The sequence below is a fragment of the Massilia niastensis DSM 21313 genome (genome assembly GCF_000382345.1).
GTDB classification, from domain to species: Bacteria; Pseudomonadota; Gammaproteobacteria; order Burkholderiales; family Burkholderiaceae_D; genus Telluria; species Telluria niastensis.
Genome location: NZ_KB908115.1, coordinates 1 through 19,780, shown reverse-complemented (window position 1 = coordinate 19,780; position 19,780 = coordinate 1). Strand labels below are relative to the sequence as shown.

Here is a 19,780-nt window from a genome sequence, read left to right as displayed (position 1 = left end):
AGCGCAGGGCACAATCTTAACAGTTTGCACGCGCCGCTTGCTGAACCGGCGACCCGAAAAACCTGATTCGTTGCAAATTTTGCACTTATCCGGCTATACTCGGTCCATGCCATCCGCCACCGCTCCCCTGCGTCCCCGGGTTCCGATCACGCCGATCCTGTCGGCCGCATCGTTCCTGCGTGCGAACGCCCAGCGCCTGCCCTCGGTGCTCGACGCCGGCGCGACGCGCTTCGTCACCAGCGGGCGGATCGCGATCGGCCTGGCGCTGCGCGAAATGGGCATCCGGCCCGGCGACGGCGTGCTGGTGCCGGCCTGGCACAGCGCCTCGATGGTGCCGCCGGTGCTGTGGCTGGGCGCCACCCCGGTGTTCTACCGGATCGGGCCGGACGGCGCCGCCGACCTCGAGGACATCGCCGCCAAGGCGCCGCGTGCGCGCGCCCTGATGGCCACCCATTATTTCGGTTTCCACCAGGACCTGCCTGCGCTGCGCGCCCTGTGCGACCGGCACGGCCTGGCGCTGCTGGAAGACTGCGCCCATGCCTTCATCGGCGAATGCCAGGGCAAGCCGCTGGGCAGCTTCGGCGACTATGCGATCGCCAGCAGCATGAAGTTCTTCCCGATCTACGAGGGCGGGGTGCTGGTCTCGGCGCGCCATCCGCTGGACGCGGTGGCGCTGCGCCCGGCCGGGGCCGGGTTCGAGGCGAAGGTCGCCCTGAATTCGCTGGAGCGGGGCTTCGCCTATGGCCGCCTGCCGGCGCTGCGCGCCGCGCTGTGGCTGCCCCTGGTGCTGAAAAGCGCGGCCTGGAAGCTGCGCAGGGCGCGCCAGGCCGATGGCGCCGCCACGGCGCTCGCTCCCACGTCCTCGGACAGCAGCTTCGACTTCGACCCGCGCTGGATCGACAAGCGTTCCTCGCTGTTCGCGCGCCTGACCCTGCGCCTGGTCTCGCCCGGCCGGATCGCGGCGTTGCGGCGCGACCACTACCAGCGCCTGGACCAGGCGCTGGGCAAGCTGCCGGGCGTGCGCCCGCTGTTCGGGCATCTGCCGGACGGCGTCTGTCCCTGGGTCTACCCGCTGGTGGTGCAGGATGCGGACGGGCTGGCGGCGCGCCTCGGCGCGGCCGGGGTGCCGGTGGTGCGTTTCGGCCATCCGCTGTGGCCCGGCGTGGACGCGGCGGTCTGCCCGAATGCCGCGCACCTGTCGCGCAGCGTGCTGTCCCTGCCCTGCCACCAGGAGCTGCGCGCCGCGGAGCTGGACTGGATGATCGACACCGTCCGTGGAGCCCTGACCGCATGAGCTGGCATACCGTTTCCGCCGCGCGCTTCCCCGAATTCGCCGCGCGCTGGCAGCAGCTGCACGCGCGCGGTCCCGCTCCCGCGATGCTGGCCGCCGACTTCGTGGCGCCGCTGCTGGCGCAGTTCGGCGCCGGGTCCGAGCTGCTGGCCTGGTGCGAGCGCGGCGGCGAGACCGTGGCCATGGCCCTGGTGAAGCCGGACGGACGCGGCGCCTGGACCACGTTCCAGCCGTCCCAGGCCCCGCTCGGGCTGTGGCTGCAACTGCCGGGCGAGCCGCTCGAACCGCTCCTGGCCGGCCTGCTGCGCGCCCTTCCCGGATTCCCGCTGCTGTTCGGCCTGACCCAGGCCGATCCGATGCTGACGCCGCGCCCGGCCGACAGCCCCGGCCTGCACACGCTCGACTATATCGACACCGCGCGCGTCACGCTGGCCGGCGGCTTCGAGGACTACTGGAATGCGCGCGGCAAGAACCTGCGTTCCAACCTGAAGAAACAGCGCGCGCGCCTCGAACGCGAAGGCGTGGCCACGCGCCTGGACATCCTGCGCGCGCCGCAGGACATGGCGCAGGCGATCCAGGACTACGGCCGGCTGGAGAGCTCGGGCTGGAAAGGCAGCGAGGGCACCGCGGTCGACGCCGGCAATGCCCAGGGACGCTACTACCGCGCCATGCTGGAAGCCCTGGCGGCGCGCGGCGCGGCCAGCGTCTACCGTTACTTCTTCGGCGAGCAGCTGGTGGCGATGGACTTGTGCGTCGAGGATGCGGACAGCATCGTGGTGCTCAAGACCAGCTACGACGAGAGCGTGCCGTCCAGCCTGTCGCCCACGCTCCTGATGCGCGAGGAAGCCTGCCGCCGCCTGTTCGACGAAGGACGTTTCAAGAGACTGGAATTCTACGGCCGGGTGATGGAATGGCACCTGCGCTGGACGGACGAGGTACGCACTATGTACCATATCAATTATTACCGTTGGCCGGGATTGCGGCGCCTGCGTGCGATGCTGGCGTCGCGCGGGAAGTCGCGTTCGGCCGCGCAGTGAACCTAGGAAGCGACCATGTATCTCGAACAAGTACGAACCCTCCTGACCGACGTGCTGAACCTCGGTCCCGCCGGCCAGTCCCTGACCGCCGATTCGCCGCTGCTGGGCAGCCTGCCCGAGCTCGACTCGATGGCGGTGGTGACCCTGATCGGCGCGCTGGAAGAGCATTTCGGCATCGCCATCGACGATGACGACATCAGCGCCAGCACCTTCGCCACCCTCGGCAGCCTGGCCGACTTCGTCGCCCAAAAAGCCGGCTGATGACGCCCCCGACCGCCGAGCCGTTCTTCCTCGACGCGCCCGGCGGGCCGCGCTTCTGCCTGTTCCATCCGCCACATGGGGCGCCGCGCGGCGCCCTGCTCTACCTGCATCCGTTCGCCGAAGAGATGAACAAGTCGCGCCGCATGGCGGCCCTGGGCGCGCGCGCGCTGGCGGCGCGCGGCATCGGCGTCCTGCAGCTCGACCTGCATGGCTGCGGCGACAGCGCCGGCGAATTCGTCGATGCGCGCTGGGACGGCTGGAAGGATGACGTGGCGCTCGGGATGGCCTGGCTGCGCGCGCGCCTGGGCCTGGCGCCCGGGCTGTGGGGCCTGCGCCTGGGCGCCCTGCTCGCGCTCGACTATGCGGCCGGCAGCGCCGAGCTTCCCGAACGCCTGCTGCTGTGGCAGCCGGTGACGAACGGCGCCACCTGCCTGACCCAGTTCCTGCGCCTGCGCCTGGCCGGCGAGATGCTGGGCGGCGCCGCGCCCGGGGCCGGCGGCGGCACCGAAGCGCTGCGCGCACGCCTGCGCGCCGGCGACGTCCTCGAGATCGCCGGCTACGAGCTGCATCCGGCGCTGGCGCTGGCGATCGACGGCATCGACGCGGCGAAGCTGGCGCCGCGCTGCCCGGTGCAGTGGCTGGAAATGGTCCCCGAGGCCGGCCGGCCCCTGCCGCCGGCGGCGGCGCGCGTGGCCGCCGGCTGGCGCACGCACGGGGCCGAGGTGCACCAGGAAGCGGCGCCGGGACCGCAGTTCTGGCTGGCGCAGGAAATCGAGGAAGCTCCGGCCCTGCTCGACGCCACCATCGCCCTCTCCACCAGGATTGCCGATGCAGCCTGAAGAACGCGCCCTCGTCATCGCCTGCGGTGCCGCCCGCATGATCGGCATCCTGAGCCTGCCCGCGCAATCCGGGCCGCCCGGCGTGCGCGGCGTCGTGATCGTGGTCGGCGGGCCGCAGGTGCGCACCGGCAGCCACCGCCAGTTCACCCTGCTGGCGCGCGCGCTGGCCGCCGCCGGGATGCCGGTGCTGCGTTTCGACTACCGCGGCATGGGCGACAGCGACGGCCCGGTGCGCAATTTCGAGGATGTGGCCGAGGACCTGCGCGCCGCGATCGACTGCTTCCAGCGCGAGGTGCCCGGCCTGCGCGAAGTGGTGCTGTGGGGCCTGTGCGACGGCGCCGCCGCCAGCGCCCTGTACGCGCCGCTGGATGCGCGCGTGCGCGGGCTGGCGCTGCTCAATCCCTGGGCGCGCACCGAGGAAGGCGCGGCGCGCGCCACCCTGAAGCATTATTACCGCGACCGGCTGCTCGACGCACGGCTGTGGAAGAAGATCGCCAGCGGCCGCTTCGACCTGCTGGGCGCGGCCAGATCCTTCGTCGGCGTGCTGCGCTCGGCCCTGAAGCCGGCCGGTCCGGCGGCCGCCGGCGCCGGACCGGGCGACGCCCAGGCCTGCGGCGCGGCGCTGCCGGAACGCCTGCACGGCGCGCTGGCGCGCTTCGACGGCCAGGTGCTGGTGCTGCTGAGCGGGGCCGACCTGACGGCCCAGGAATTCGCCGGGGTGGCCGAGGCGCCGCACTGGCGCCGCCTGATGGCCGCGCCGCGCTTCGTGCGGCGCAGCCTGCCGAAGGCCGACCACACCTGCTCGCGCCGCGAATGGCACGACCAGATGACGGCCTGGACGGCCGAATGGCTGCGCGCCTGGTAGGCGCTTAGTTGCGCGGCTTCAGGCAGGCCGCGAAATCCTCGAACGCCCCGTAGGCCGGCTGCGCCGGTCGTTTCACGCCGCACAGGTCGACGCCCGGGGCGGCGGCCGTGTCGCGGCGCGGCGCGCCATCCTTCCAGTGCAGGTCGAGAATGCCCGGTTCGGCGAACAGGCCGCGCTGCGCATGCAGGCCCGCATACAGCGCCGCGATCGAGGTGCTGCGGTTGTCGCCCATGCTGAGGCGGGCGCCGTTGCGGGCGACGGCGGCGCCGTCGATCAGGTTGCCCTCGAGGGTGGCGCTGCTTTCCGGGAAGCGCACCTGGACGCCGGCGGTATCGAGCAGCGTGTTGTCGACGATGCGGGTGCCGGCGCCGCTGTTGATGTAGATGCCGGCGTCCGAACAGGAAGCGATCAGGTTGGCGCGCATCACGCCCGCGTCATGCTCGGTGATGCAGCGGCCGTCGCGGCAATACTGCTTGCCGGTGGCCCCGCCGCCGAAGGACAGGCCGACGCGCTCGCCCGGCATCCCGCGCAGCTTGTGCTCGCACAGCACCACGTTGCGCTCGAACAGGGTGCGCGCGGCCGCGCCCTTGGCAAACGCCCCATAGCTGACGCGGTCGCCGCCGTCCTTGATGAAATCGGTGATCAGGTTGGCGCGGATGGTCCAGTCGTTGGCCGCCACCAGGTCGATCGGCGTCACAGGACCGTAGACCCGGCGCGGCGCGGTGTTGGTCAGCGTATTGCCTTCGATCAGGCCCGCATCCGGGTAGCCCGATTTGTCGCCGTTGATCTTGAAGTGGGCGTTGAAGTCGACGATGGTGTTGTTCACGGCGGCGAAGCCGCGCGCCTTGCCGGTCACGTGGAAGGCATGGTGGCAGTACTCGGGCTGGCGGCAGGCCCCGCGGATCTCGAGGTTCTCGAAGCGCCAGTAAGGCGCGGCCACCTTGAAGCCCTCGCCGGCCTCGAATTCGAGGACCACGCTGCCGGGCTGTTCGGCGCGCACCACGACCGGCACGCCCTCGACGCCGGGACGGCGCGCCTCGAACGCATCGCGCACCCGGTAGACGCCCGGCGCGAAGGTGATCACGTCGCCCGACAGCGCGGCCGCGAACGCGTCCCTGGCCTCCTCGACCGTGGCGACCGGCTTCTGCGCGCCGGCCCCGCTGCCGCTCGGCGCGGCCTGGGCGCCGACCGCCAGCGGCGGCAGCGGATAGGGTCCGGCGTCCGCGCCGCGGTCGAGGCCGCGCAAGGTGAGGTTCAGCCACTGGCCGGTGTCGGTGACCAGGGGATTGTGGCCTTCGGCGCGCCGTTCCAGGTAGGGTCCGAGCGCGCGCGGCGTCACGCCCTGCCCCTGCAGCCAGAACACGCCGCCGGCCAGGCCGGCAATGCCGAGCGCGGCCAGCAGGCCGCCGTAGCGCAGCAGCCGCACGCTCAACCCGCGGCCTTGATGCCGTGCCGTCCCATCAGGTCGTACAGGGTCGGGCGGCTGATGCCCAGCAGCTCGGAAGCCTTGACGATATTCCCGTCCACGCGCGCCAGCGCCTTGACGATCGCCTTGTACTCGGCCTCGTCGCGCACCTGGCGCAGGTTGATCGGTTCCTCGACCGCGCCTTCGCCCGGCAGCCCGAGGTCGTCGGCGACGATGGTGTTACCGTCGGCCATGATGACGGCGCGCTTGATGCAGTTCTCCATCTCGCGCACGTTGCCCGGCCATGGATGCGCCTCGATCGCGGCGATCGCGTCGGGCGCGAAGTGCAGCGAGGAGCGCGATTCCTGGGCGCAGAACTTGTTCTTGAAGTGGTGCGCCAGCAGCGCCGCGTCGCCCTCGCGCTGGCGCAGCGGCGGGATGGTGACCACGATTTCCGACAGGCGGTAGTACAAGTCTTCGCGGAAGCGGCCCTGGGCGCACAGTTCCTTGAGCTTCTGGTGGGTCGCGCACACGATGCGCACGTCCACCGGAATCTCCTCGTGGCCGCCGATGCGCTCGATCACGCGCTCCTGCAGGAAGCGCAGCAGCTTGGCCTGCAGCGCCATCGGCAGGTCGCCCACCTCGTCGAGGAAGAAGGTGCCGCCGTGGGCCAGTTCGACCTTGCCCTTGGTCTGCTTGGCGGCGCCGGTGAAGGCGCCCCTCTCGTAGCCGAACAATTCGCTTTCCAGCAGGTTCTCGGGGATCGCGGCGCAGTTGATCGCCATGAAGCGCTCCTTCGAGCGCGGCGACAGCTGGTGCAGCGCGCGCGCCAGCACTTCCTTGCCGGTGCCGGATTCGCCCAGCACCATCACCGAGGCCGAGGTCGGCGCGACCTTCTCGATGTTGCGGCAGACCTTGAGCATGCCGGGGTCGCGCGAGATCACGCCGGTCATCGGCGAGTCGGCCTGGGCCTGCTGCATGCGGCGGTTTTCCTGCTGCAGCTTGTGCAGGAAGAAGGCGCGCTCGATCACCAGGTTCAGCACTTCGGAGTCGCAGGGCTTCTGGTGGAAATCGTAGGCGCCCATGCCGATCGCCTTGACCGCGTTGGCATGGTCCTGGTTGCCGGTCAGGACGATCACGCGCGTGTCCGGCGCCAGCGCCAGGATCTGCTGCAGGGTCGCCAGGCCCTCGGTCGAGCCGTCCGGATCGGGCGGCAGGCCCAGGTCCATGGTCACCACCGCCGGCTCGTGGCGGCGCAGCTGGGCCAGCGCGGCCTCGCGGTCGCCCGCGACGACCACTTCGTAGGCGTCCAGGCTCCAGCGCAGCTGTTTCTGCAGGCCCGGGTCGTCTTCGATGATCAGGAGTTTCGGTTTGTTCTGTGTCACGGTATTCCTTATGCGGCCCGCTGGGCCGCCTGGGTGTCTTCTCGGTGGAGCGGCAGTATGACGCGGAAGGTGGTGCCGTGTCCCGGCCTGCTGCTCACCTCCAGGCTGCCGCCCAGTTCATTGATGTATTCGCGGCTCTCGAACACGCCGATGCCCATGCCGGCCGACTTGGTCGATTCGAACGGCTTGAACAGGCGCTCGCGGATGAATTCCTCGCTCATGCCTTCGCCGGTGTCGGTGATCTCGACCAGCACCCGGCCTTCGTGGCGCCCGACCCGGATGCTGACGCTGCCGCTGCGCGGCGTGGCCTCGATCGCGTTCTGGATCAGGTGACCGACCACGCGCTCGAGGCGCTCGCGCTCGGCCAGCACGCACATGTCCGACGCTTCGACGATCAGCTGCGGATGCGGCTCGAACGCCGCCTTCAGCGCCAGCGCCTGGCGCACCACCTGGTCGACCGGCAGCGGCAGCGGCCTTTCCTGGCTGCCGGTGCGGCTGAGCTTTTGCAGGAGCAGCTTCATCTTCTGCACCGACAGGTCGAGGGTTTCCAGCATGTCGGCCTGGAACTCGGGATTGTCCTTGTGGCGCGCGGCGTTCGCATTGAGCAGCGACAGCTGGGCGACCAGGTTCTTCAGGTCGTGCACCACGAAGGTCGACATGCGGTTGAACGACTCGAACTGGCGCGCCACCATCAGCGCGTTGGCGGCGCTCTGCTGCGCCAGCTGGCTGGCGGCCTGGCTGCCGGCGATCTCGAGCAGGTCGATCACTTCCCAGTTCAGCTTGATCGGGCTGCGCGAGGTCTGCAGCACCACGAAGCCGGACAGCTTCGCATGCAGGATCAGCGGCACGATCAGCCAGGCGCGCTGGTAGCTGTCCAGCCACGCGGGCAGCTCCAGGGCGTCGTACTTGTCCGGCGTGCGCGCGTATTCCTGCACGTCGATCACCCACTGGCTCGATTCGAGGAACTGGCACAACGGGGAGTTCACCGGCTCGGACGCGGCGACCGCCGGCATCTGCCAGGACGCGACCGGCTCGTAGCGGCCCGACTCGCGGCGCTGCCACAGCGCCCCGCCCGGGCTCTCGACCAGGGCGGCGACGGCTTCGATGACCCGTTCGCCCAGGCGCGGTCCCGGTTCCGACAGGGTGCGCGTAAAGCGCAGCCATTCCTCGCGGTAGTCGTAGTTATAGCTGTAGAAGTGCTTGCTGATGAAGACCTTCAGGCGTGCGCGGAAGGTGCCGGAAAACAGCACCCCGGCCAGCAGGATCAGGGCGCCGAACAGGAAGGCCACCTGCATCACCACGCCCCAGCTGCCGCCGAAGAAGCGCAGGTAGTAGCCGGCCGAGCCCATCGCCAGCAGGTAGATGGCCGAGCCGAACAGCGCCGCCGAGTGGAACATCGCGCGCCGCGACACCGCCAGCGGCGATTCCCACAGCTTGCTGCGGCCGAGCGCCACCACCAGCAGCGGCACGCCGATCGCGTTGACGATGCCGCGCGCGGCCCAGATGTCGGGATCGACGCCGCGGAACAGCATCGCGTGGCTGTACAGGTAGAAGTCGTAGGCGAACATCGCGCCGATGCCGATGCAGGCGAACTTCACCGCCCAGCGCTCCTGCAGCGAGCGGTTGCGGTAGACCTGCTCGACCAGCAGCATGCCGGTGATCGCCAGCCCGACGCGCCCCGTGACCGGGACCAGGCCGAGGCCCGAGTGCGCCAGGTCCCAGTAGCCCAGCAGCGCCAGGGCCAGCAGCGCGGCATAGCCCAGCCCCCCGGCGGCGGCGGAAGACGACAGGCGGAACGGCAAGCGGCTGTCCGGCTCGCGCCAGCGCCCCAGCAGCAGGGCCAGGAACAGCATCCAGCTCCCATTGCGCAGGATCTCGAGCACGTCGGACGACAGCGACCACAGTTGGCCGCCATGCGCCGCCAGGGCCAGCGCCAGCGACCACAGGCCGCTCAGCAGGCTGGCGGTGGCCAGCGCGGCGCCGTGCGGACGGCGGCGCCGTCCCGCCAGCATCGGCACGCCCAGCACGAAGAAGCAGACGGCCGCCAGGGCATGGCTATATACGGCGATGCTGGTCAGGGATTGCGGATCCATCTGGGCAGGTTCGGGGTGATACGTTCAGTTGCCTGGCGGCGCTGCCGCCAGAAGAAAATCTTGTGGTTCCGGCGGCGCCAGCCGCCGGAAGCGAGACTCAGCGGCCGCTGCGGAACAGCACGACCTTCAGGGTCTGGATCAGGATCAGGACGTCGAGGAACAGGCTGTTGTTCTTCACGTAGTACAGGTCGTACTGCAGTTTCTGCAGCGCGTCTTCGGCCGAGGAGCCGTAGCCGTAGCGCACCTGGGCCCAGCCGGTGATGCCCGGCTTGACGCTGTGACGCACGTTGTAATAAGGGACCACTTCGATCAGCTGCTCGACGAAGTAAGGGCGCTCCGGACGCGGGCCGACGAAGGACATCTCGCCATGCAGCACGTTCAGGATCTGCGGCAGTTCGTCGATGCGGGTCTTGCGCATGAAGTTGCCCACGCGCGTGACACGCGGATCGTTCTGGGCCGCCCATTGCGGCTTGCCGTTCTTTTCGGCGTCGGCGCGCATCGAGCGGAACTTGTGGACACGGAAGGTCCTGCCGTCCTTGCCGACCCGCTCCTGCGAGTAGAACACGGGACCGCGGTCTTCCATCCACACGGCCAGCGCCGCCAGCAGCATCAGCGGGAAGGTCATCGCCAGGATCAGCACGCTGCACACCAGGTCGAAGGAGCGCTTCATGAAGGTGCGCACGAAGCTCTGGTCGAAGCCGCCGCCGAACACCAGCCAGGACGGCTGCAGCGAGTCGACCCGGATCTGGCAGGTCTCGCGCTCGAAGAAGGTGGCGGCGTCGGTGACCTTGATGCCCTGCAGCTTGCAGTCGAGCAGTTCCTTGATCGGGAAGCCGCCGCGGCGGTTCTGCACCGACACCACGATCTCCTCGACCTGGTACTGGCGCACCAGCTTGACCAGCGAATCGCCGTCGCGCATCTTGAGCAGGTTCGCCGACGGCACGCACAGCTCCTCGCTCGGGTTCGGGACGAAGCCGGCGATGTCGTACTTGTGGTAGCGCGACTTGCGGGTGGCCAGGTCGCAGCATTCCCTGGCCAGCGGGCCGCCGCCGAGGAACATGATGCGCGACTTCAGGAAGCGCGCTTCCGAGGTCTTGAAGAACGCCATGCGCGCCAGGAAGATGCCGATGCCCGCCAGCGCGAACACCAGCAGCAGGGTGCCGCGCCCGAAGTACAGTTCCGGCGCCACGTAGAACACCAGCGCCAGGATCATGAAGCCCATCACGAAGGACGGCATCAGCTTCATGAAGAACGGATGGCGCAGGCCTTCGTCGTAATCGAGCTGGTACATCCCCATCGCGCTCATGCTGAAGATGACGGCGATCGCGAACGCGGCGGCGGACGTGAAGAAATGGTCGAGGTGCTCGGCGGCTACGGCATCCCCGTACTCGAGCATGCGCACAGCGGCGCCGACATAGGCGGCGCCCAGCAGTACCAGCACCTCGACGAACAGCAGTACAAACACGATCTTCGACACATAGTGGTTAGAGATCCTAAACACGATAGCCTCCGAGTATCTTTATTCTTATCTGGTTGTGCATTGATGTTCCGATTACGGCGACAGGTTGCGGACGTACCAGTCCATTGCCTGCTGCATGCCTTCGCCAATCCGGTGCGTGGGCTGGTAGCCCAGCAGGGTTGCCGCCTTGGCGATGTCGGCCTGTGAGTGGCGTACGTCGCCCCGGCGGAAGTCGACGTACTGCGGCCGGTGCCCTGCCACGTGCGGAAAACGGTCCTGCAGCAGGGAGCGCATCATCTGGTACAACTGGTTGAGGGTGGTGCGCTCACCGAGCGCGATGTTGTATACCTGGTTGACAGCCGGCTCGCCGGACAGCGCGGCCAGCAGGTTGGCCTGCACCACGTTCCCGATGTAGCAGAAATCGCGGCTCGTCTCGCCGTCGCCGTTGATGCGCAGCGGCTCGTTGCGGATCAGCGCCGCCACCCACTGCGGGATCACGGCGGCGTAGGCGCCGTTCGGATCCTGGCGCGGACCGAACACGTTGAAGTAGCGCAGCCCGATCGATTCCAGGCCGTAGGTGCGGGCGAATACATTGGCGTACAGCTCGTTGACGTACTTGGTGACGGCGTAGGGCGAGAGCGGATTGCCGATCCGGTCCTCGACCTTCGGCAGGTCCGGATGGTCGCCATAGGTCGAGCTCGAAGCGGCATAGATGAAGCGCCTCACGCCGGCGTCGCGCGCGGCCACCAGCATGTTCAGGAAACCGTCGACGTTGGTGGCGTTGGTCGCGATCGGATCGTCGATCGAGCGCGACACCGAGCCGAGCGCCGCCTGGTGCAGCACGAAGTCGGCGCCCTCGCAGGCGCGCGCGCAGTCGCCGCGCTGGCAGATGTCGCCTTCGATGAAGCTGAATTTCTCCCAGGCGGCCTGCGTGACGGATTCCCGCACCTGGTCCAGGTTGTGGCGGTAGCCGGTCGCGAAGTTGTCGAGGCCGGTGACACGCTGGTTCAGCTTGAGCAGGGCTTCGACCAGGTTCGACCCGATGAAACCGGCCGCACCGGTGACTACCCAGTGATAGCTGTTCTGGACAAGATGCTGCTGAACTTCCTGGAACTTATTCACGTTCTGACACTTTCTGAATAACGCAAACGACAAAGCCGGTGCGGCGGCCGCCTTGACGGAGGCCGGCCGGCTGTACGACGGCTACAGGCGCCAGACGCAGTATCCGGCTTCGTGCAATGCCTTTGGATCGAATTGCGCCTTGACGTCGATGAAGCAGCCGCCTTCATTGAGCTTGCTCTGGAAGTCGGTCAGCGACAGCGCCAGCACTTCCTTGTGCGGCACTGCGACGATCACGGCGTCGGCCTTCGGCAGGCTGTCCCAGCTTTCGAGCGTGATGCCGTACTCGTGCTGGGCTTCCTCGCCGTCGGCGACCGGATCGTAGACATGCACGTCGACGCCATAGCTGGCCAGTTCGTGCACGATGTCCGCGACCTTCGAGTTGCGCAGGTCGGGGCAGTTTTCCTTGAACGTCAGGCCGATCACGTTGACCTTCGAGCCCTTGACGTGGAAGCCCGAGGAGATCATCGACTTGACGGTTTTCTCGGCCACGAACTTGGCCATGCCGTCGTTGATGCGGCGGCCCGCCAGGATCACCTGCGGGTGGTAGCCGATCATCTCGGCCTTGTGGGTCAGGTAGTACGGGTCGACGCCGATGCAGTGGCCGCCCACCAGGCCCGGGCGGAACGGCAGGAAGTTCCACTTGGTGCCGGCGGCTTTCAGGACCTCGAGGGTGTCGATGCCGATCTTGTCGAAGATGATCGCCAGTTCGTTCATCAGGGCGATGTTCAGGTCGCGCTGGGTGTTCTCGATCACCTTGGCCGCTTCCGCCACCTTGATGCTGGAGGCGCGGTGCACGCCGGCGGTCACCACCGATTCATACAACTGGGCGATGCGTTCGAGCGAGACCTCGTCGTCGCCGGAGACGACCTTCAGGATCGTGGTGAGGGTGTGTTCCTTGTCGCCCGGGTTGATGCGCTCCGGCGAGAAGCCGACGTGGAAGTCTTCCTTCCACTTCAGGCCCGACTGCTTCTCCAGGATCGGGATGCAGACCTCCTCGGTCGCGCCCGGATAGACGGTGGATTCGTAGATCACGATGGCGCCGCGCTTCATGTGGGCGCCGACCGATTTGCTGGCGCCGACGAGCGGGGTGAAATCAGGGTTGTGAGCGATGTCGACCGGGGTCGGGACGGCAACCACGATGTAGTCGGCCTGGGCCAGCGCCGCGGGATCGGTGGTGACTTCGAGATGGCGCGAGGCCTGCAGCTGCTCGGTCGACACCTCGCCGGTGGGGTCGACGAACTTCTTGTAGTTCTCGATCTTTGCGGACGACAGGTCGAAGCCGATTGTCCGCACTTTTTTGCCGAATTCAACTGCCAGCGGCAAGCCGACATATCCCAGTCCTACTACTGCGACGACCTCATCTGCTTTCATTTATCGGATTCCGTTAAAGAATTGAATTTTGCAATTATGCTAATAATCAATATAGCATGGAGGCTCTGCCGTGCTCAACCTGAATAGCGCTTTGTCGAAGAGTAACAACAATAGAGGAAAATTGTTACTATTTTCTTACGAAAGCAACCCTCGTGTCACTGTCGCGTTGCGCGTATGTGACTGATTTCCAGCAACTTGTGCGACTCAGCAAAATAGCGAGCTACACGGCAAAACCGCCGCCTGACTGTACCCATTACCGCTGGCTATGGAGTACCTCCAGGCTCATCGATAACGTGATGCCATATTAGCACTTTCTGAGAAACAAGCTTGTTTTAAAATCAATCGTGCGCGAGGTCGCAATAGCTGCTGACTCAGGGGCGGCACGGGTGCACTGCGGCTTCATGGTCGTCGGCCAGCGAGTCGACCGAGAACAGCTCGTTGTCATGGGCGGCGCACTATGCGCGTCCTGCATCAGGCGCACGAAGCCCAGGTAGTCCAGCGGCCTGACCGAGTGGACATGGCGGCTGCCCAGGCGCTCGACCACCGATTTCTGCACGTTCGGGTTGCGAGGCACCGGATAGAAGAGCTGCAGGTCCGCGCGCCGCGCCAGCAGCACCAGCACGTCGCAGATATGGCGGAAGTCGTCGCCGAAGTTTTCGCGCCGGTACGGGGCAACCAGGAGGGATTCGTAAACCCGGCCCAGCCTTAAGAATTTTTTGAATGCCTCTGGCGGGGATAACGCAGGGCACGCAAATCAGACATTCCGGGCATGTATGCCGGCGGCCATCGAAGGAAGACTGCATACGCTCGCAGCATGGCTGCTTAGATGGCAGTATTCAGAGTCAGACAAAACTCATTCATGGCGCTCAAACGATCGGGATGAGCGGCCTTTCGACTTGATCCAATTTCCAAGTCCATCAACTTCCTCAGGCTACCGCTAAGTTATTGATTCACCTGAAAGCCAATGCGCTTCATCGCGTCAGCCAACGTTCGGTTCCGCGGGCGTGGCTCCGTGGTCAGCAGGTTTGCCAACGTCACGCCGTCAACCAAGCCGCCGGGATTGCTGATCGTAAGCCCATCATCGGCCAGCCTCACATGCACTGCGCCTAGCCGATGGTAGTCACGGTGTACCAGCGCATTGGCCACCGCCTCTCGAAAAGCTCCCATGTCCACCTTGGGCACAGGTACGCGAAACAACCCTACCTGGATTTCACGTTCAGGGTTATAAGGGCGAAAATTCGTCTCCAGCCAGTCTAGAGCCTTAAGCAAAGGGAAATGACGGAATTCGTTGAATGTCACCGCCTCGCGCGCAAGCACCTGAAACGCGAATTCATGCGTGGATACCAGTTCTCGGAGTGCTGGTTCACGTCCGACCAGCAGAAGGCCCGTCAGCGTGGGCGCCCGGGTACCATCTGGCTGACGCGCGGTAAGACCCAGTGCGCCATCGAGCGCCTCGTCGTCCAGTTCCAGCAGCACGCGGTCACCACCGTATTGCTGCACGCTTTGGCGCAAACGCTCGCGCTCTAAAGGGTCCAGGTCAGTCAGCTTGGCTCCAGCCACCACTCGGGCGGAAGCATCCATCAAACCGAAGCTGGTAGCGTGGCTGGCACGGTGGTGTTGCAACATCGCCACGCATTCCGGCTGGCCATCGGCCCTCAAGCGTCGGCGCAAATACACGCCGCCACTAGTCGCAACTTCGCCCTGCGCCTTGGGGACAACGATGCGCGCCACGGTCACGCCGGCTAACGCAATCGGCATGACCGTGACAGCCAGCGAAGGCGACGTGCGCGCCGCCACTAACCCGGCTAACCCAGCCAATTTCAGGTGTTCAGCATGCAGGCCTGTCGGCGTTCCGTCGTCCTCCACGCCCAGCCATAACTCGCCACCCTCCGCGTTGGCGAGGCACGTTATCGCTTCCACCAAGTCGTTATCCGGAAAGCGCTTGCGGTCGCTCTTGAACTCGACGGTGAGGGACTCGCAGGATGGAAGTGAGGGTGTTGTCATATGAATCGCTAAAGCTTTGGACACTCGAGAGCTGTTCAAAAAACTCGCTTTCGTCATCGGCGGCATTACATTTCTGAAGCTGCGCCCCGGCGTTTTGGATTGTAGAACAATTCGTTGGAGCCGAAGATGCCTTGCCTGGGCTCATTACACCTGGCATAGGTCCACCGCTGGAAGCCTCTCGTTAGGGCGTGCGAGATCAACAGTCAAGAACTTGACTAGCTTGTCTTTGAAGAGGGGATTTGTGCAGAAAGTAACCCAAGCGTAACCCTGCATGCTAGTGCAGGGATCGATACCTGAGGTAGGTGCTTGAATTGATGGCGCGGCTGGCGGGGATCGAACCCACGACCCTTGGCTTCGGAGGCCAATACTCTATCCACTGAGCTACAGCCGCATAAGGAAAGACGAGTGTCCGAAGGATACAGTCTTTCCGCCCGCGCGTCCATGGCCACTGCCGTGTTGCATCCGGATTTTCGTTACAGCAAGGCAGCTTTGAGACTATAATCGGCCGTTTGGCGGCGTTTGCAATAAGGCATGAAAATCAGGCAAGCGCTGGAGGTGGCAGGTTTTTTTAATTGAATTAAGGAAATCATGAGCGACGCACATAACGAACACCAATCGATGATCCGGACGCCGAAGCAGTTGGTCGCCGCCGTGACGGGCTTCTTCCTTGTCATCGTCATCGGCATCATCCTGCTTGTCTCTTACGTGACCAACGAGCCGCTCGTGGGTGCGGGGACCGACAGCCAGAACGCCGAAGCCGTCGCCGCCCGGGTGCGTCCGGTCGCCGAAGAAGGTTTCACCCTGGTCGATGCCAATGCCCCGAAAGTACTGCAGGCCGGGAATGCCGTGTACGCGGCGGTCTGCGCCGCCTGCCACGACAGCGGCGCGGCCGGCGCGCCCAAGACCGGCGACAACGGCGCCTGGGGTGCACGCCTGGCCCAGGGCTACGATACGCTGATCAAGCACGCGATCGAAGGCATCCGCGCCATGCCGGCCAAGGGCGGCAACCCCGACCTGGACGATGTCGAAGTGGCGCGCGCAGTCGTCTTCATGTCGAACAAGAGCGGCGCGAGCTTCAAGGAACCGGCCGCGCCCGCCCCCGCTGCTGCCGCCTCTGCTGCCGCCGCCACCCCGGCAGCCGCGGCCGCGGCAACGCCGACTGCCGCAGCAGCGCCTGTCGCCGCCGCGCTTGCCGCTCCTGCCGCCACCGTGGCTGCCGCTCCTGCGGCGGCCGCCGTGTCGGCCGACGCCGGCAAGACTATATATAACAGCGCATGCGTTGCCTGCCACGGTTCCGGCCTCGCCGGCGCCCCGAAGCTGGGCGACAAGACCGCATGGGCCGATCGCGTCAAGCAGGGCAATGCCGTGCTGTATGAGCATGCGCTCAAGGGCTTCCAGGGCAAGACGGGCTTCATGCCGCCCAAGGGCGGCTCGACGGCCCCCGATGCCGAGATCAAGGCTGCGGTTGACTTCATGGTAAGCGCCTTGCGATAGATTGTTAAATCCCCAAAAAAGCAGCCGCCCTCTGGGCGGCTATTTTTTTTCTAACAAGAATTCCAAAAATACAAAAATAAAAGAAACTCGGTTTATAAGTGAATAATATTCGTTAAAAACTGAGAAACTTTGTGTGGAAATTTCGCCGAAATTCGCATAGGAAATTTAATTCCGCTGGGAATTTTTCACAAATCTGTGTAACCTTCAGGTTCCTTTGAGGACACTAATTGACTCAAGGCAACTCCTGAAGAGACCCAGACTATGAAACTCCCAATGCACACTCTCCTGTTCCGCTCCCTTACTGCCGCCTTCTGCGGTGCGGCACTGGTTGCTTGCGGAGGCAGCTCCACGCCTCTGGACGGCCAGCAAACCGCCACCGATGGAACCCGTCTGCTGGCTTCGGTTTACTCCAGCCGTGCGGCAGCCGCTACCACCCCGGCGACGACGCCGGGCACGGTGGCTCCGACCACGACGCTCGCTCCAGCTGTGGTCTCGACCAGTACGATTACCGATATCCGCCTTGAAAACACCACGCCGGCTGTTGCCCAGAGCAATGTGCCGTTCACCTTTGGCCAGGTGTTCGCAGCCGGCCACCTGCCGGCTGGCACGACCCTGAGCGGCCGCCTGGACGACGGCAGCACTGTGCCGCTCCAGCTCGACATCAAGGCAACGCACCCGGATGGTTCCGTACGTCACGCTGTCGTGTCGGGTATCGCGCCCTCGCTGAAGAGCGCGACCCAGACCCTGAGCCTGGTGCAGGGCAGCGCCGCCACCGGCGCCGAAGTGTCCCCCTCCGTCGCCATCAACAGCGGCTTCACTGCCTCCGTGAACGCGACCATCAACGGCGTGCGCTATACGGCCAGCGCCGATGCGCTGCTGAAGAGCGGCAAATTCACCAAATGGCTGTCGGGCCCGGTTGCCAACGAATGGCATGTCTCGGCTCCCCTGACCACCAGCGCAGGCGTCGCCCATCCGCACCTGGCGGCCCGCTTTGCGATCCGCTGGTACGACCGCACCAAGCAGGCCCGCGTCGACGTCACCGTCGAGAACAACTGGGCGTACGAAGAGGCGCCGGGCACCATGACCTACGATGCGCAAGTGCTGGTCGGCGGCAAGGCCGTGTACACCCAGGCCGGCCTGCAGCACTACCACCACGCCCGCTGGCGCAAGCTGTTCTGGTACGGCGGCGCCGAACCGGCCGTCCACGTCAAGCACAACACGAAATACCTGATCGGCACCCAGGCGGTCCCGAACTACGACCAGACCATCGCGTTCACGGAATCGCACCTGGCAAGCTGGCAAACCCGCTGGACCGCGGCCAAGACCGCACCGATGAATACCGGCCTGGCGGTTCCCTACATGCCCGGCACCGGTGGACGCAACGATCTCGGCCTGATGCCTGGCTGGACTGCAACTTATCTGCTGACCATGGACAAGCGCCTCAAGGCGATGACCCTGGGCAGCGCCGACCTGGCAGGCAGCTGGTCCTCGCACTACCGTGACCGCAACACCGGCCAGCCGATCAGCCTGATGGACTACCCGTACATGACCATCCTGGGCCAGTCGACCGATACCAGGAATCCGGCGACCGGCAAGTACGAAGCGTTCCCGAAGTGCCCGGCAAGCGGTGTCTGCAAGACCCCGAATACCCATGACACCTCGCACCAGCCGGCGTTCGCGTATTTCCCCTACCTCGTGACCGGCGACCACTACTACCTGGAAGAGCTGCAGTTCTGGGCCATGTACAGCGCGTTCTCGTCGAATCCGGGCTACCGCAAGCAGGCCAAGGGCCTGGTGCAGTCGGACCAGGTGCGCGGCCAGGCATGGAGCCTGCGCACGCTGAGCGAGGCGGCCTATATCACGCCGGACAAGGATCGCCTGAAGAGCCACTTCGCGAGTATCGTGAAGAGCAACCTCGACTGGTACAACACGAACTACACGAACAACACGGCGGCCAATCCCCTGGGCGCCCTGGCGCACGGCTATGCGATCGTCTACCAGGATGGCCTGGGCGTGGGCCCGTGGCAGGATGACTTCTTCACCTCGGCAGTGGGCCACGCCGCCGAGCTGGGCTTCGCGGAAGCCAAGTCGCTGCTCGCCTGGAAATCGAAGTTCCCGATCCAGCGCATGACCGCCAGCGGCGCCTGCTGGGTCGACGGAGCGCAGTACTCGATGAAGATTCGCGACTCGAAGACCAGCGCGGTGTATGCGACGATGGCCCAGGTATACAAGGCCAACCATACCGCCGAGCTGCTGGCCATGCCGTGCGGCGGCACCCAGATGGCGACCGCGCTGAAGCTGAAGCTTGGCGAAATGACCGGTTACTCCAGCAATGTGACGGGCTACCCGTCGAACATGCAGCCGGCCCTGGCGTATGCCGCCAACGCTGGCGGCACCGCGGGTGCGAATGCGTGGAAGGTGTTCATGGCGCGCAGCGTCAAGCCGAACTACGCTGCGTCGCCGCAGTTCGCGATCGTTCCGCGCTAATCATTGACCGATATCGTCAGAAGGCCGGTAGATGTTGACCGGCCTTGATGAGATGGTGGTCCAGCACCCTGCAGGCGCAAGCTTGCAGGGTGTTTTTCATTGGGCTGTCCTGGCAGGCGCCCTGCCACATCAGGACGCCATATCCACGATTTTCTTTCCTCTAGGTACTATCATTTGTCGTCGATTGGCGTTTTTGTGCTTCTCCGACGAATTAATTTACGGCCCGCAATCCTTCCTGGCTCGTAATGATATTGCATCAGCTCTATCCATACAGAAAGCCATCCTGCATCGACCGACAGTAGCTCTTGCTGCGATTCAAATTTTCCGTAAGTCATGGATTTCCGGCCTGCATATTTCAGAAATTCACGGATTTCCGGCTATTTTTTTTCCAGAAGTCACAAATTCGGGCCATTCTTTTTTCCACCAGTCACAAGTTTGAGGGCCATTTTGCCTTGTTTTTGAGCATCTTTTTAGAGGCAAAGCTGCATCGGCACGCATCTCTCACGCATCTTTCATCATCTTCAGCGAAAGCCCGTCTGTTACAATTGGTTACGCCTTTTCCGATCAGCATGCTTTAACCTTGGAAATGTGAACTGAGGAAATGTCCTCGGCAACATTTTTTACGATTACTAAAAGGGTTAAACATGCGTCAGAACACTTTCACCAT

At 65.3% G+C, this 19,780-nt stretch carries 16 protein-coding genes and 1 tRNA gene; 8 read left to right on the top strand and 9 right to left on the bottom strand.

Translation table 11 applies throughout. The features are described from left to right. The first annotated feature begins 106 nt into the window (after positions 1–106). The 5 genes from H162_RS0120555 to H162_RS0120535 are packed head-to-tail and all read left to right on the top strand — an operon-like array spanning position 107 to position 4,293. Positions 107–1,294 (top strand): DegT/DnrJ/EryC1/StrS family aminotransferase, encoded by a 1,188-nt coding sequence (locus tag H162_RS0120555; protein WP_020655380.1) that lies wholly within the window; start codon positions 107–109, stop codon positions 1,292–1,294. Then, positions 1,291–2,328, top strand: a complete 1,038-nt coding sequence (locus H162_RS0120550; RefSeq protein WP_020655379.1) for a GNAT family N-acetyltransferase — start codon at positions 1,291–1,293, stop codon at positions 2,326–2,328. The genes H162_RS0120555 and H162_RS0120550 overlap by 4 nt, the downstream gene beginning before the upstream one ends. A gap of 15 nt (positions 2,329–2,343) precedes the next feature. Continuing rightward, positions 2,344–2,589 (top strand): acyl carrier protein, encoded by a 246-nt coding sequence (locus H162_RS0120545; RefSeq protein ID WP_020655378.1) that lies wholly within the window; start codon positions 2,344–2,346, stop codon positions 2,587–2,589. Next, the gene (locus H162_RS0120540) at positions 2,589–3,428 is read left to right on the top strand and encodes a hydrolase 2, exosortase A system-associated (RefSeq protein WP_020655377.1); all 840 of its coding nucleotides are present in this window, start codon (positions 2,589–2,591) and stop codon (positions 3,426–3,428) included. The genes H162_RS0120545 and H162_RS0120540 overlap by 1 nt, the downstream gene beginning before the upstream one ends. Then, positions 3,418–4,293 carry a hydrolase 1, exosortase A system-associated gene (locus H162_RS0120535; protein WP_020655376.1) on the top strand — a complete coding sequence of 292 codons (876 nt, stop codon included), beginning with the start codon at positions 3,418–3,420 and terminating at the stop codon, positions 4,291–4,293. Before H162_RS0120540 ends, H162_RS0120535 begins: the two co-directional genes overlap by 11 nt. A gap of 4 nt (positions 4,294–4,297) precedes the next feature. Here the strand turns inward: H162_RS0120535 and H162_RS0120530 are convergent, their stop codons facing one another. The 9 genes from H162_RS0120530 to H162_RS0120490 all read right to left on the bottom strand — a co-directional run bounded on the left by H162_RS0120530 (position 4,298) and on the right by H162_RS0120490 (position 15,523). After that, positions 4,298–5,719, bottom strand: coding sequence for a right-handed parallel beta-helix repeat-containing protein (locus H162_RS0120530; protein WP_156885724.1), 1,422 nt, complete (start codon positions 5,717–5,719; stop codon positions 4,298–4,300). 2 nt (positions 5,720–5,721) lie between these two features. Continuing rightward, positions 5,722–7,083: a PEP-CTERM-box response regulator transcription factor gene (prsR, locus tag H162_RS0120525; protein WP_020655374.1), complete on the bottom strand. Its 1,362-nt coding sequence runs from the start codon at positions 7,081–7,083 to the stop codon at positions 5,722–5,724. 8 nt (positions 7,084–7,091) lie between these two features. Then, positions 7,092–9,176, bottom strand: coding sequence for an XrtA/PEP-CTERM system histidine kinase PrsK (prsK, locus tag H162_RS0120520; RefSeq protein ID WP_020655373.1), 2,085 nt, complete (start codon positions 9,174–9,176; stop codon positions 7,092–7,094). 97 nt (positions 9,177–9,273) lie between these two features. Then, positions 9,274–10,677 carry a TIGR03013 family XrtA/PEP-CTERM system glycosyltransferase gene (locus tag H162_RS0120515; protein WP_026354888.1) on the bottom strand — a complete coding sequence of 468 codons (1,404 nt, stop codon included), beginning with the start codon at positions 10,675–10,677 and terminating at the stop codon, positions 9,274–9,276. A gap of 51 nt (positions 10,678–10,728) precedes the next feature. After that, positions 10,729–11,757, bottom strand: a complete 1,029-nt coding sequence (locus tag H162_RS0120510; protein ID WP_020655371.1) for an SDR family oxidoreductase — start codon at positions 11,755–11,757, stop codon at positions 10,729–10,731. An 81-nt stretch (positions 11,758–11,838) separates the two neighbouring features. Beyond that, positions 11,839–13,128, bottom strand: coding sequence for a nucleotide sugar dehydrogenase (locus H162_RS0120505; RefSeq protein WP_026354887.1), 1,290 nt, complete (start codon positions 13,126–13,128; stop codon positions 11,839–11,841). A 304-nt stretch (positions 13,129–13,432) separates the two neighbouring features. Beyond that, positions 13,433–13,807, bottom strand: a complete 375-nt coding sequence (locus tag H162_RS33370; RefSeq protein ID WP_267872157.1) for a UDP-N-acetylglucosamine 2-epimerase — start codon at positions 13,805–13,807, stop codon at positions 13,433–13,435. A gap of 263 nt (positions 13,808–14,070) precedes the next feature. After that, the gene (locus H162_RS31420; RefSeq protein WP_211223729.1) at positions 14,071–15,198 is read right to left on the bottom strand and encodes an RNA/DNA-binding domain-containing protein; all 1,128 of its coding nucleotides are present in this window, start codon (positions 15,196–15,198) and stop codon (positions 14,071–14,073) included. Positions 15,199–15,447: 249 nt separating this feature from the next. After that, positions 15,448–15,523: transfer RNA gene (locus tag H162_RS0120490), tRNA-Arg, on the bottom strand. Between the two features lie 197 nt (positions 15,524–15,720). On the opposite strand from H162_RS0120490, the gene H162_RS0120485 reads away from it, so the two are divergent. The 3 genes from H162_RS0120485 to H162_RS34235 all read left to right on the top strand — a co-directional run bounded on the left by H162_RS0120485 (position 15,721) and on the right by H162_RS34235 (position 19,552). Further along, a complete protein-coding gene (locus H162_RS0120485) occupies positions 15,721–16,626 on the top strand; it encodes a c-type cytochrome (RefSeq protein ID WP_020655367.1) in 906 nt (301 codons plus the stop codon). A 273-nt stretch (positions 16,627–16,899) separates the two neighbouring features. Next, a complete protein-coding gene (locus H162_RS0120480; protein ID WP_084677073.1) occupies positions 16,900–19,113 on the top strand; it encodes an RIFT barrel domain-containing protein in 2,214 nt (737 codons plus the stop codon). A 31-nt stretch (positions 19,114–19,144) separates the two neighbouring features. Further along, positions 19,145–19,552: a hypothetical protein gene (locus tag H162_RS34235; protein ID WP_156885721.1), complete on the top strand. Its 408-nt coding sequence runs from the start codon at positions 19,145–19,147 to the stop codon at positions 19,550–19,552. Positions 19,553–19,780 lie beyond the last annotated feature (228 nt).